Source organism: Morganella psychrotolerans (assembly GCF_001676055.1).
In the GTDB taxonomy this organism is placed as follows: domain Bacteria; phylum Pseudomonadota; class Gammaproteobacteria; order Enterobacterales; family Enterobacteriaceae; genus Morganella; species Morganella psychrotolerans_B.
This window is the reverse complement of record NZ_LZEX01000012.1, coordinates 372,973-385,732: the sequence shown is the minus strand read 5'-3', so window position 1 is coordinate 385,732 and position 12,760 is coordinate 372,973. Positions and strand designations below refer to the sequence as shown.

Sequence of the window (12,760 nt, the reverse complement as noted above, 5' to 3'; positions counted from 1 at the left end):
ACACTACGTTGTTTTGCCTGTTATTCAGGTGTCAGAAATACGAGTACTGAATCTGTAGTACAGATAAAGTCTATGAAAATAAATGGAATATCCATTTTATCTGCGGCGGCACGGCTGTCAGTTGCTGACTAATCCAGGCAATGCTTTGAATATACCCGGTAGAAATTACCGGACGGTACTACTTTAACATTTACCGTACGTAACATTACTAATTCCGTTCTGGTGACAGATTTCGTAGATCTTCATACCAGAGTCAGCCAGCTTTAAAATACTGACTACCTGCGATTCAGTAAAACGTGCTTTTTCATATAAATCTCCCCGATTCATGTTACGAGAAAATTCCACTTATGAACACTCTGGTTTTTCGGGGGATTACCGAGGGAAGTGGACAAAAGAACTGTATGCTACCTACCATTAGCCTTAATCCTCAATAGCCAATATAATCTCTGGGTAGTCTAACATTCAGGAAAAAACGTCATCATTGATTCTGAAGCCATTCCGATTTTTCAGTGTCTACTGTTAACAAAATATCAAAATCAAGAAAATACAGCAGCTTTACCAATTTTAGTTGACAAATACACTAACCTTCTCTTACAAGAAATAAAAAAGGATTTAATTCCATGAGTGAAATGAAAAACATTATAAAAGATAGCATAGATACCGCTTGGTTCGTCGGTGCTACATACGGTGATGATGATCAGCTAGATAGTTTTATTGAGAAAGGTATTTGGATGAATGGATATAGTGACAAATATCTAGATCAAGTTAGGTCTATGCAAAAAGGCGAGAGGATTATCATTAAATCAGCATATACACGTAAATATGAACTTCCATTTGATAACCGTGGACATATAGTCTCTGTCATGGCAATCAAAGCTGTTGGCACAATCACTAATAATTTAAATGATGGTCAAACAGTTCAAGTAAACTGGTTAGAAAAATTTGATGAACCAAAGGAGTGGTACTTTTATACCAATAGAACGACTGTATGGCGTATTGATAATACAAGCTGGATGAATAAAGCTCTTCTCGATTTTACGTTTAAAAATACTCAACAAGATTACAGTAAGTTTGCTAATGCTCCATATTGGAAAGAACGATTTGGAGACACACCTAAAACTGATATTCGATTTAAGTGGGCTACCTTTTACGAGTCGTTTGCAGATAAGCTACTCATGCATAAAAATGATCGTCAAGCCCTCACAGCTTTCATCATTGAACTAGCTAATGAACATCAACTTTCTTATATTATCGGTAAAGGCCTCGACGATATCTGCCCATTTACCGTGATGGGAATTTTCAATCGTGGAGTAACAGAGAAAAACCGTAAAGCTCTTGCTAGCACCTTAGCCCATTTTTTATCCGTCGATAAACCTATCCCTGAATCCTTTGAAGCGATCCCTATTCTCAACAACCAGAAGTCATGGTTTTTTGCTGCCGAAGAAAATAGAGGTGCACAAGATATCGATAATCTATGGTCTATATTCGAATCTGCATTAATATATGCAGACTCTCCAAATGAAGATACCCAAAGTTTTTTTTTCAGGTTTATACAACCAAGTATCCAGCCAACTAAGTGTTGGTTGGAACTTAACTATGGGACTATTTTGGAGCAGACCATGGACATACCCTACTCTAGATACGCAATCTCGGAACTATCTGTCCTCTCTAGGTGTTAATTTAAATAAAACAGGAGTTAAAGGTCGCTGTAGCGCTAAAGATTATCTTACTCTCATTAATAATTTGGAAATTCGCTTCGCAGAAGAAAAATTTCCTGTTCACTCATATCCAGAACTATCACTAAAAGCTTGGCAGCAACCATCGAAGAACTACAATGAGGAAACAAATTTTTCAGACAAACGAGATGGCTGGAAGTCTCTTATAATTGAACGAATTGAACAACTATGTCGCCTAAATGAATCAGCAATATTTACTAGAGAACAATTCCACACAAAATATTTAGAAGAGCTAAGCAGTCTATTCCCAGACAATAATTCACCGGATATGACTATCGACCGCCAAATGCAAATTTTACGAGATGAGTCTATTATTGGCTTCCTGCAAAGAGGCCAATACGAATGGTATGGATATGAAGATACTGTTGAGGATATTATTTTTATCAATGAATCAATCGAGTATCTAGATACTTACAATGTTAAAAACATTATCAAAGACGGATGCTTTCTTTCAGAAGAAACAGTAACACACTTATTAAAAAGGCTTAGAGACAAAAAAAAATCTAATACTTCAAGGTTCTCCAGGAACAGGGAAGACATGGCTAGCTAAGCGCTTAGCATATGCCTTAATTAATGAGAAAAAGGATTCTAACCTTTGCGCTGTTCAGTTCCATCCAAATCTATCATATGAAGATTTTGTTAGAGGCTGGCGCCCTTCAGGAGACGGTAAACTCACATTATGTGATGGACCATTCCTCGAAACAGTTGAACTGGCTTGTGAAAATCCAAACCAAAAATACGTTGTTGTAGTCGAAGAAATAAACAGAGGTAATCCAGCACAAATTTTTGGTGAAATGCTAACCTTATTAGAGGCGGATAAGCGAACACCAACCGAAGGTTTATCCCTAAGCTATAAAAAAAATAATAACGAAAGAGTTTATATACCTGAAAATCTATACGTTATCGGCACGATGAATATTGCCGACCGCTCTTTAGCCCTTGTAGATTTAGCTCTGAGACGTCGATTTGCATTTTTCACTTTAGAAACCACTCTAGATGATACGTGGATGAATTGGGTTTCAACTGCTAACCAAATCCCTATTTCCTTTTTACGTACAGTTAAACAAAAACTCGATCACCTAAATAACATCATTGAAACTGATCAGAGACTGGGTAAACAGTTTAAAATTGGTCATAGTTATGTCACCCCTTCATTTAGCAGTGAAATTTCTAACCCTATCTCTTGGTTTTCTGATGTTGTTAACACAGAGATTTATCCCTTACTTGAAGAATATTGGTTTGATTCCATAGAGTCTGCTGAAAATGCAAGATTAACTCTTTTAGAAGGACTGTAATGAATAATTGGAAACGGGAAAAAGTCGGTATTATTCCAGTTAGAAACCTTTGGCTTCTAATGCTCTATGCGTCTGATTGTCGCTATTTAGCAGAACATCTAGCTAGTTCAGAATCGACGCAACATGATGTACTTGAACTAGTTGGAAAAATACTTTGCGATCTTCTGGAATCTAGAATGAGAAGAGAACTATCCAAATCTTTTATTAATAGAAAAAACGAACTAAACCGTGTAAGAGGAAGAATAGATATCCTTCAATCTGAAAGAAAAGTATCACTCTATCGAGGTAAAATTTTCTGCCATTTCGAAGAAGTATCAGTCGACACCGCTAAAAATCGCTATATTCTTAATGCGTTACAACAAATCCAAAAGCTTACGAAGCAAAGTGACCTTTTAGTTCGTTCAAAAAAAATTAGCATGCAATTAAAAAAACAAGGCATTAGCGATATTCAGATCGCCGTATATAATCCTACTAGTGAAAAATTTGGTCGCCATGAAAATGAAGACCGAAAAATTATTCAACTCGCTGAATTGATACACAACATGATGTTAATTAATGAGTCTTTGGGATCTAAATTATCACCTAAGCCAGATAAACAAGAACAGTGGGTCAGAAAACTTTTTGAGAAAGCTGTTGCTGGTTTTTATAAATTAACTCTTCCCCAAAAAGGGTGGAAGGTATCACCAAACAAGCAGCTTAGGTGGCAAGTTGAACAAGTGTCTGCTCTCATACCATCACTACTACCAATAATGGTGCTAGATATTCAGCTTGATAATAATCAGCTAAATCAGAGAATTATCATAGATACAAAATTCACGAATATTGTTACAACAGGTCGCTTTGACAAAGCGATATTTAAGAGTATGAATATCTACCAGCTTTATACATATATAATGAGCCAGAAAAAAAAAAGAGGATTTACTTTCACTAGAATCATCCGGAATACTTTTATACCCATCACTGGGCGACCATTATGATGAATCAGTTACAATACAAGGACACCGACTACGATTTTACACTGTTGATTTAATGGGCAAGCCAAATGAAATAACAAAACGTTTAGAAAGCCTGATACTTTAATTTTATAAATACTACCTTTATAGAATACGTAAATTTGTGAAGGGCATATTTCAGATAAGGGGAAGTGGACAGACAGAAGTGGACAGACAAGACTTCACAGAACAAATAACAGACACAAAAAAGCCCACAGGCTTGCGCCGTGTGGGCTTTCAGGACTTCGTATCAGGCTCTGGTGACCGTCAACAAAGAATTTTTGGTGGAGCTGGGGGGATTTGAACCCCCGTCCGAAATTTCTACACCGTCGGTACTACATGCTTAGTTTATCTTTACATTCGCCTGCCAGCTGCGGACAAACACGCCACTAACAAACTAGCCCGATTAGTTTTAATGCTTTCTCCCCGGGCAGGAAGTCCACACGATCTCTTTTGGTTTTGACCTCTCTTGATCCCCGTCCTAAGAGCGGAGGCTAGGGAGAGAGGGCTTCCAGCAGGTTATTAAGCTGCTAAAGCGTAGTTTTCGTCGTTTGCGACTATTTTTTTGCGGCTTTTATCGTGGCAAACCGCCCCACGGCATGCACCTTGGGTTTCGCAAATCCCGTCGAATCCAGAATCAGCCCCAAGTTGTTAAACCCAGTATATCAGAAAATTAGTGAAGAATACCAGTACTTAACGGCCGGCATGCTTCATAATTCTTGCTTTGTCTACTTTCCACTCACGATCTCTGATGTCATCGCGCTTATCATGCTCTTTCTTACCTTTGGCAATGCCGATTTTGACTTTGCACCAGGCATTTTTCCAATAGAGCGATAATGCGATGACAGTGTGTCCGTCGCGATTCACTTTACCGAACAAGGTATCGAGTTCCCGTTTGTTCAGCAGTAACTTACGTGTCCGTGTCGGATCGCAGACAACGTGAGATGACGCCACACTGAGCGGCGTAAAGTTTGCACCAAACAGGTAAGCCTCGCCGTCACGCAGGATCACGTAACTGTCGCCGAGGTTAGCTTTACCTGCACGTAAGGATTTGACCTCCCAGCCTTGCAGCGCCAGACCCGCTTCCATCTCTTCTTCGATAAAGTAGTCGTGGCGGGCGCGTTTATTGAGCGCAATGGTGGCAGAGCCTGGTTTGTGAGCTTTTTTCTTTGTCATAATGGCCGCTATTATACGTTATGCGCACATGAAATAAATTGCTTATTTATCCGTCGTGAGATAAATGGTGATATTTTAAGCGCCGGTTCGGGTTTTTTATCCCAATACGCTGTTTTTAACACGTTGCCGGGATTACGCAAGTCATTTTCTGCGAAAATCCCCTATCCCCTTTTGTGGTAAACATCTTTGTTGTCATTAAGATACATTCTGTCATCACGTCGCACAGGATTGTCCATTTATCTCCATAGCAGAGCACAGTATAATGATGAACAACAGGCGAAAAATTACCTCACCGGCAGGTCGCCGTTTTTGACTTTCTTATTGCAGGATTTGTTATGCCACAGATTAACCGCTCTGCGCTTGTGCCCTTCAGTGTGGAACAGATGTACAACCTTGTAAATGATGTTCACGCTTACCCGGAGTTTTTACCCGGATGTGTGGGAAGCCGGATCCTCAGCCGGGAACCGGATGAAATGACGGCCGCGGTCGAAGTGTCAAAAGCCGGGATAAGTAAGACATTTGTCACACGTAATCAACTGACAAATAATCAGCACATCAGCATGCAATTGGTCGAAGGTCCGTTCCGTAAACTTATGGGTGGATGGTCATTCATCCCTCTGAGTGATGATGCCTGTAAAGTGGAACTAAGCCTGGATTTTGAATTTACTAATAAGCTGGTTGAACTGGCCTTCGGGCGTATTTTCAAAGAACTGGCCGGTAATATGGTGATGGCATTTACCCGCAGAGCAAAAGAGGTTTACAGTGTCTGATATATCTATCGAGGTTTGTTATGCATTGCCGGATAAACAATTTTTGATCCCGGTAAAAATGCCGCAGGGATCGACTGTTGAAGCCGGTATTCTGGCATCCGGTATTTTAGCATTACGTAATGAGCTGGATTTATCACAGAATAAAGTGGGTATTTTCAGCCGTCCGGTAAAATTAACCGATACGGTTAATGATGGTGACCGCATTGAAATATATCGTCCACTGACGGCAGATCCGAAAGAAATGCGCAGAAAACGTGCCGAAGAAGCCAGTCGTAAAAAAAAAATAATGAATTTATCTGTTCCTGCATAAAAACGAACGCTAAGGGTACGACTTATTCAGGATACAGATAATCTGAGCGTAGTCAGCAACATCCTGTGGTATACGAGTATATCAGTTGAATTTTATTGTATATTCAGCTCTTCCTTCAAAACTTCCCGGTTCAATTCTGTTTTTCAATTTATAAATATAGGCTGTTATCATCGGATTGAGCTGTCCTTTCATTGAGCCAAGGTTTGTTTCACTGTTTTGTGTTATTTGCTTTTTATCGTGATAGAGCACAAAACCAATACCGGTATTTGCTGAAGCAATGACTGATTTCTCTGCTGATGCATACAATGTTGCTCCACTCAATTGAATTGAAACATCTTTATTTCTTTTCTCATTACTACAGGTAATTGAAATAGTATTACTCTGTCCTATATCCGTTTTACCGATACCTGCAGGAAATTGAAGCATATCTATATCACCAAAGTTAAAATCCAGTTGTTTATTATTAATATAACAGGTTTCAACAGTATCAATACTGGCTGATAACATCAATTTAGCTACAGTATCATTATTTTCATTTTTAATAAGACCAATTTGAGAAGAGGATAATCGTAATGGTGCCGGATTATCTACTGCTGCATAAACTGATACTGATGACCTCGGGATATTAACAATACCATTCTTTACTTGCATTGAAATACGCATTCCCCGGGCAGTATAAGCCTGAAAATCATCCATTTTGATGGTATACGCATAATCCTTGTTAAGATAATACGCCGGAACGCCATTGATAACCCGAAAAAACTTAGGCGATGCCTCACTATTCGGTTGTGTAGCAATCAACCGGAGTCCTTCATTGGAGCTATTATTACATACTGATATATTTTCAATCTGTAAAACATCTGACGCCAACAATTCATTAATCTGTATCTTACCTTCAATTCGTTGCTGAATATGTGTTTGTGCTGTTTTGGCGACCTCACTATCCTGATTGCACTCTGCCATCAGTGGCATTGAAAAAAATGATATTGCCGATAGCAGCCATTTTCTGTTATTAACTAAAATCATAATACCTCCCGACAATCCAATTTTTCAAATTCCGTTTCTGATCGAATATCCATATTATTACAAGCAGGTCTCGTCAAATATATAGAGTCCATTCACTCGTCGCTTACCTTCTGTTGTATAAGAAAAATCACATTGGTATTGGTTATCGTCCCCCCAAATAACATGAATATTATTAGTATCACCGACACCGGTAAGATAAAGCCGACCGTAATTACTGACATAGAACCTTTCTGTTTTATCATCTGATTCTGTGTAAGCACCAAATGGTATAATGTCTCCATTTCTATCACGTAGCGTTACCAATATTTTTTTACCCAGGTAAGTATCATAATTGATCAATACCAAAGCACCCCGGGTCGGATAAACCTCTTTTAATGTTGTATCGATCTCTGCATTATCCGGCATTGACAGAGGATCCAGACGAATAAGATTATTACGGTAAGGGATAAGATTAGGTACAACCGCCAGACCTGAGTTATCTGTTCTTGCTTCCGCACTGTTAATAATACGTACACCCTCAGCGCCTGGTGCATAAATAAGACCATTTGTATCGCCTAATGGCCGGGATAGCGTTGCACCATATTGGCTCATCATTAATGAACCATTCAGGCCATAAGATAACCGACGGTTATCATTCTTATATGAGTAACCGGCATTTGCATCACCATATCTGCTCCGGTATCTGCCATATACACTGCCGTAATTTCCGCGATCATGGTTACCATATCCTTGCTGAACGCTCCAGGATAAGTTATTATTTTCTAACGCTAATCCGCCGACACCGACATAGTTATCAAAATCATTATCTTTATTATATGATGCCCCATAACTTATCCAGTTATCTTTAAATCTTCCACTAAGAGGTATATTAATATTTAATGAAATGACATGATCATTATCACGTTCTTTTTCAAAAAAGTTATTATTATAATTTCTATTATTGATAGTATTTTTGTAATAAGAATAGTTTAATGTATATGTAAAGCTGTCGAGTGCATTTGAATACCCGATATTATAGGATTCTACATTCCGTTCTCTATTACTATAATAAGTATTATAGGTTTGATGAGATACCGAAGCATTAATCATTCCCCAAAACTCCGGTAAGTCCTGAGAAACGGTTATATCCATTTGTCCTTTTCTCATCAGATATGCTGAAGTATCCACTCTTCCGGTATAATTATCAAACATATCAGTCATAGTGATATAGTCACCACTCATATATCGATAACTGGCGAAACTGATATTAGTGCCTGTATCTGTCAGTGATTTTGAATAACGAAAACGAAATGCCCTTCCGTTCATACTGTCAAAATTATCAGGATCTGCACGGGTAAACATAATATCGGTTGCAACCGCACCAATAACCGGAATATTCATTCCTATACCCAGATCATATGCCTGGTAGCGTGATGCCGCCTGGAAACCACCAAATAATGTTGTATTATCTGTTAATCCATAAAATGCATCAGACTGGACAAACTTTGTTTTATTACCAGCATTGTCTGAATCCTGGTTATTCATTCTGTACTGCCCTGCAGTAATACTGTAATTAAATCCCCCCTTTCTCTGTAAAAAGTCCAGAGAAGAAAAAGGAACAATGAACCGGCGTTCACTGCCATCAACACCTCTTTGGACAACAGATAAATTAGAGCCACTGTTAAGCGGAACTACATCCGTTAATTCATAAGGTCCTGCAGGAATATTAGTTCGATAAATAACGTAACCATTCTGATAAACATCAATGGTTGAATCAATTGTAGCGACACCGGAAATAGCAGGTGCATAAACATTGGCATAAGCAGGTCGCATTTGATCATCAGACCATAGCTTTATCCCGCGAAATGAAACATTATCAAATACATTTGAGTCAGAAAAATTATCACCGACCAAGATGTTACTTTTAATTGATCGCAGTGGCCTTTCCAGGTAATTGAGTTGGTTTTCCCATGATTGATCCCCGTTAGTATCACGGCTCCAGGTGCTATAGTTACGGTACCGCCATGCACCAATATTTATTCCGGAGCGTAGCCCCAGATAAAGAGAATCGCTGATATCGTGGTTTTTAGTATCATTTTGGTGAATCCCTGATAAATTATAGTCAGTAAAAATAGCAGGAATACCATCATTCCATAATAATTCCTGCTTCGCTTCCAGTATACGCTGATCAAAAGCAATCTGAGGTATACTCAGATTTAGCCTGTTCTGACCACCTCTGAACTCAGCTTTCACCCCTGAAATATCTTTAAAACTGACACATTCCCCGGACTTCTCCAGCAAAGCGTAATATTCCGGCTTTACACCATATTCAGCCAGTTGAGTATCCGACAGGCAAGGTTGCAGTTGCCCCTGATTTTTATCACTGTAAAACAGAACTTCCTGTGTGTTAGCATATTGATCATTAATATAGATATCAACACGGTAGGTTCCCGGTATAAAAGAAGATTTTTCGAATGGTGATAAATCCACATTTAATACTTTACCTGACGGGTCCGTAACAAATGCGGGATCAAAATAGTCATCGGCTTTTGCCGTATTTATATCCAATAGTATTGCTGTCATTATTGAACTATAAAGAAAAGTTCTGGCTGATGACATTATCATAATTATTTCCCTGACTTATCCCTGTCGTGAAAAGCACACCTTAACTATTAATTAAGACTAGTCTCAAATAAATTCAATTTCCCTAAATCATCGATAAATACATATTCTACTTTTGATATTTTTTTTCTGTCCTTCAGAGGTAAAGAGACACTTGATTCAGGCTGAATATAACTCGGTATTTTTAAAGAAACGCCATCCGCTTTTACTTCACTAAAATTAATAAAGTGCTTGGTTGGATTTTTAAACTCCAGATTTTCACCTGTTCTTTTAATCGTGATTTTTTTGAATTCATCGACCATATCATGGTTAGAAATAGATTCCGGCCTATATATTAATTTTATTTGATTATTTATTGCAAACGTCAGTTTATTAGATTTATCATCTTTATCTGATGATGGAATGAATTTAACATTCAGCCAGTACAATAACTCTTTATCTTGTGGTAAATCCTTTACCAACATGATACGAAGGCTATTTGATGTATTTGCATTTAACTTGAATAGCGGCGGGGTAAGAACAAAGTCTTCTGACGCTTTATCATTTTCATCCAGTACCCAACTCTGAATAAGATAACTACCTATGTCTTTGTTATGAACGTTAACCGTACCTTCATTTTTACCACCGCTGATAACAACACGGGTAGAGCCTAAGGAAATATCTGCAAAACTGGTGTTAAAAAATAAAAATGAAAATATAACAAGAAGAATTTTAGCTGATTTCATTATAGCTCCATAGTCGGGTTACTGATAATGAATAGGGCAGCATCAGCTACCCTATAAACATTAAAACAATTACAGGTAACGAATGGTATATGCTACACGTGCGTTGATTTGGCCCGCTTGGATATATTCAGTTGTTCTTACTAAGAATGGCTGGTATTCAAATTTAGCAGTACCGGTTGCAGTATCGATTGGTGTACGAGTCCATGTACCGTTAATTTTACGGTTAGGATCAGTTTCGTTTTCACCATCTTTTAATACAATAACAAGACCTTTAGCACCGTTATCATTTAACTTAATTTGATCTTCGCCTAATGGGTTATCAGCCATTAAATTCAGATCTGCGTAATAACCAGTACAACCAGTCAGATCCAGAACTACTTTTTGTGGACCTTTTTTCATTACGCCGGCAGTCGGGAAATCGGTTACTTCATAGTCACCTAAGAAAATAGATAAATCGCTGGTGCCACTGTTGACTGTACAGGTAGGGGCTTTAACAGTACCGTTAAAATTAATGCTACCATTAGATTCAGCTAATGATGCGGCACTGAATAACATAGCAACAGCAGCAGGTAAAACAGCATATTTCAGTTTCATAACAATTCCTTTATAGTATATAACCTTAGTATTTAACAACACTGTTTTAATTTCGGCAGATTGCCGTAAATTAACCGTTAACTATGTGCAAGCATAATAAGTAACATCAGCAAGCTAATGTTCTTTTTATTTATTGATATTTTCATTCTATTTAATAGTGCTAAAATTTCTATAAGAATTATCTATACCTATGCTAACCCCTGATATTCATCACCCATGGGAATTTAACAGCACTGATATTATCATTACTAATTTTTCAATCCAGAATATTTTTAATTTCATGCTATTTTTAGTAAAAACACCATTTGAAACATTAACATTAAATACATCAGAGTGGGTTTTAAATATCATTTAAAAATAATATTAAATGTGATAAATCCTAATTTAATTATACTTCCTCTCAATTTAAAAACATAATAACCTGTACGAAAAACACACGAAAATTAAATTTAATTTAATAATCATAAGGTTAGGCCGGGGACTGTTTCTGTATAAAAATATACATTAGTTTAGTAATCATTATTACGATGCTTTCGTAATGACTAATGTATATATTTAGCATTACGTGAACCTCATTTCAATTTATATATCAATCATAAATATTAATAATGTATTACATTCAACATAACACATGGCATTAACATTTAGTTAAAAAGTATATTGGTGAAAAACACATATCATGCTCAGGTCCCTCCCCGATATTTATTTATCTTATTTTAATTAAGAGTTATCCCACAAAGTAATATGTTCATACTACTCTTTACCTTGCAGGAGATTTTCTTATTTCCAACGGAATGATTTAAACCAGAGATTTACTCAAAACAACAGTGCAAAAAATAACCAGGAAATAATATTCATCCCGGACTCTGTCTGTTTACTTTCCGCTAAGATGATTTAGTCCCTGACTCTCTTGCGTAAAGGTGACGGTTGTTTTTTCTTTTTTGTGTTCAATATTCAGTACCCAGAGGGAGTCAAAATCATCACGCGGCCACACAGGAACAATATCAAGGTCGCCTCCTGTCCGTTTCATTATATCTTTTACGACTTTAACGAGATTATCATGCTCCCAGACAATAAAAATCACCTGGTTATGATGCTGCTTATCCAGTAACGCATCACGCAGCTCTTTTGTTTCTTTGGCATGAAACTCCAGATGTACCGGCAGTGATACCCGGATAGCCACAGGGCTTATTGTCTGAAGTGAGCGCAGTGAATTACCCAGCTTGCTCTGTTTTGGTGCTGCGGCATACAGTGCGTCCGGCTGTCCGTAACGGCTCAGTAAAATATCCGGCAATGCCAGTGCCCGGTTCTGTCCTTTGACGGATAATTGACCGCTGTCATTATCCGGCTTTTCCCCGTGCCGCAAAAAAACCAGAGTTTGTGCTGAATATGCCATCTGACTGATACCCAATAATAGTAATGCTGATGCGATAACGCGCAAACGCATAGTGGTACTCCCCTGAGCCGGGAAAACGTCAGTGTAATGGTTTCCGGGGTATTCATCATGAATTTTTTAATTATTTTTATATTATCGT

Annotated in this window: 12 protein-coding genes, 1 other RNA gene and 1 pseudogene; 6 read left to right on the top strand and 8 right to left on the bottom strand. The window is 37.9% G+C overall.

What is annotated here, in order from left to right; all coding sequences use genetic code 11:
* Nucleotides 1–195: 195 nt before the first annotated feature.
* Nucleotides 196–327 (bottom strand): annotated as a pseudogene (locus tag AYY17_RS22635) (transposase); the annotation flags it as partial.
* Nucleotides 328–620: 293 nt separating this feature from the next.
* Between AYY17_RS22635 and AYY17_RS22255 the strand changes: the two are divergent.
* The 4 genes from AYY17_RS22255 to AYY17_RS10235 are packed head-to-tail and all read left to right on the top strand — an operon-like array spanning nt 621 to nt 4,008.
* Nucleotides 621–1,679: a hypothetical protein gene (locus AYY17_RS22255; RefSeq protein ID WP_235845341.1), complete on the top strand. Its 1,059-nt coding sequence runs from the start codon at nt 621–623 to the stop codon at nt 1,677–1,679.
* Nucleotides 1,597–2,286, top strand: a complete 690-nt coding sequence (locus AYY17_RS22250; RefSeq protein ID WP_235845340.1) for a hypothetical protein — start codon at nt 1,597–1,599, stop codon at nt 2,284–2,286. The genes AYY17_RS22255 and AYY17_RS22250 overlap by 83 nt, the downstream gene beginning before the upstream one ends.
* Nucleotides 2,243–3,031, top strand: a complete 789-nt coding sequence (locus tag AYY17_RS22245) for an AAA family ATPase (RefSeq protein WP_235845353.1) — start codon at nt 2,243–2,245, stop codon at nt 3,029–3,031. The genes AYY17_RS22250 and AYY17_RS22245 overlap by 44 nt, the downstream gene beginning before the upstream one ends.
* Entirely contained in the window at nt 3,031–4,008 is a 978-nt protein-coding gene (locus AYY17_RS10235; RefSeq protein WP_082981359.1) for a 5-methylcytosine restriction system specificity protein McrC, read from the top strand. The genes AYY17_RS22245 and AYY17_RS10235 overlap by 1 nt, the downstream gene beginning before the upstream one ends.
* Nucleotides 4,009–4,305: 297 nt before the next feature.
* Here the strand turns inward: AYY17_RS10235 and ssrA are convergent.
* Both ssrA and smpB read right to left on the bottom strand, forming a co-directional pair.
* Nucleotides 4,306–4,668, bottom strand: a transfer-messenger RNA (tmRNA) gene (gene ssrA, locus AYY17_RS10230).
* 48 nt (nt 4,669–4,716) lie between these two features.
* Complete coding sequence (gene smpB, locus AYY17_RS10225) at nt 4,717–5,199, bottom strand: SsrA-binding protein SmpB (RefSeq protein ID WP_067363885.1); 483 nt, start codon at nt 5,197–5,199, stop codon at nt 4,717–4,719.
* A gap of 335 nt (nt 5,200–5,534) precedes the next feature.
* On the opposite strand from smpB, the gene AYY17_RS10220 reads away from it, so the two are divergent.
* Nucleotides 5,535–5,969 (top strand): type II toxin-antitoxin system RatA family toxin, encoded by a 435-nt coding sequence (locus AYY17_RS10220; RefSeq protein WP_067398606.1) that lies wholly within the window; start codon nt 5,535–5,537, stop codon nt 5,967–5,969.
* On the top strand, nt 5,962–6,279 hold the full coding sequence (locus AYY17_RS10215; protein ID WP_067423449.1) for an RnfH family protein: 318 nt from the start codon (nt 5,962–5,964) through the stop codon (nt 6,277–6,279). The genes AYY17_RS10220 and AYY17_RS10215 overlap by 8 nt, the downstream gene beginning before the upstream one ends.
* Nucleotides 6,280–6,360: 81 nt before the next feature.
* On the opposite strand, the gene AYY17_RS10210 is transcribed toward AYY17_RS10215, so the two are convergent.
* The 5 genes from AYY17_RS10210 to AYY17_RS10190 form a co-directional block, all read right to left on the bottom strand.
* Nucleotides 6,361–7,305 (bottom strand): fimbrial protein, encoded by a 945-nt coding sequence (locus tag AYY17_RS10210; RefSeq protein ID WP_067423447.1) that lies wholly within the window; start codon nt 7,303–7,305, stop codon nt 6,361–6,363.
* 57 nt (nt 7,306–7,362) lie between these two features.
* Entirely contained in the window at nt 7,363–9,909 is a 2,547-nt protein-coding gene (locus AYY17_RS10205) for a fimbria/pilus outer membrane usher protein (protein WP_082981358.1), read from the bottom strand.
* A gap of 47 nt (nt 9,910–9,956) precedes the next feature.
* Nucleotides 9,957–10,631, bottom strand: coding sequence for a fimbrial biogenesis chaperone (locus AYY17_RS10200; RefSeq protein ID WP_067423443.1), 675 nt, complete (start codon nt 10,629–10,631; stop codon nt 9,957–9,959).
* 69 nt (nt 10,632–10,700) lie between these two features.
* Nucleotides 10,701–11,225 carry a fimbrial protein gene (locus AYY17_RS10195; RefSeq protein ID WP_067423441.1) on the bottom strand — a complete coding sequence of 175 codons (525 nt, stop codon included), beginning with the start codon at nt 11,223–11,225 and terminating at the stop codon, nt 10,701–10,703.
* A gap of 874 nt (nt 11,226–12,099) precedes the next feature.
* Nucleotides 12,100–12,672, bottom strand: a complete 573-nt coding sequence (locus AYY17_RS10190; protein ID WP_067423439.1) for a histidine phosphatase family protein — start codon at nt 12,670–12,672, stop codon at nt 12,100–12,102.
* Between the last annotated feature and the right edge of the window lie 88 nt (nt 12,673–12,760).

Bases quoted from the DNA above. Each gene is read 5' to 3' on its own strand.
- AYY17_RS10190 (WP_067423439.1), bottom strand. From the start codon at position 12,672: ATGCGTTTGCGCGTTATCGCATCAGCATTACTATTATTGGGTATCAGT.
- AYY17_RS22255 (WP_235845341.1), top strand. From the start codon at position 621: ATGAGTGAAATGAAAAACATTATAAAAGATAGCATAGATACCGCTTGG.
- AYY17_RS10200 (WP_067423443.1), bottom strand. From the start codon at position 10,631: ATGAAATCAGCTAAAATTCTTCTTGTTATATTTTCATTTTTATTTTTT.
- AYY17_RS10205 (WP_082981358.1), bottom strand. From the start codon at position 9,909: ATGATAATGTCATCAGCCAGAACTTTTCTTTATAGTTCAATAATGACA.
- smpB (WP_067363885.1), bottom strand. From the start codon at position 5,199: ATGACAAAGAAAAAAGCTCACAAACCAGGCTCTGCCACCATTGCGCTC.
- AYY17_RS10220 (WP_067398606.1), top strand. From the start codon at position 5,535: ATGCCACAGATTAACCGCTCTGCGCTTGTGCCCTTCAGTGTGGAACAG.
- AYY17_RS10210 (WP_067423447.1), bottom strand. From the start codon at position 7,305: ATGATTTTAGTTAATAACAGAAAATGGCTGCTATCGGCAATATCATTT.
- AYY17_RS10195 (WP_067423441.1), bottom strand. From the start codon at position 11,225: ATGAAACTGAAATATGCTGTTTTACCTGCTGCTGTTGCTATGTTATTC.
- AYY17_RS22250 (WP_235845340.1), top strand. From the start codon at position 1,597: ATGGGACTATTTTGGAGCAGACCATGGACATACCCTACTCTAGATACG.
- AYY17_RS10235 (WP_082981359.1), top strand. From the start codon at position 3,031: ATGAATAATTGGAAACGGGAAAAAGTCGGTATTATTCCAGTTAGAAAC.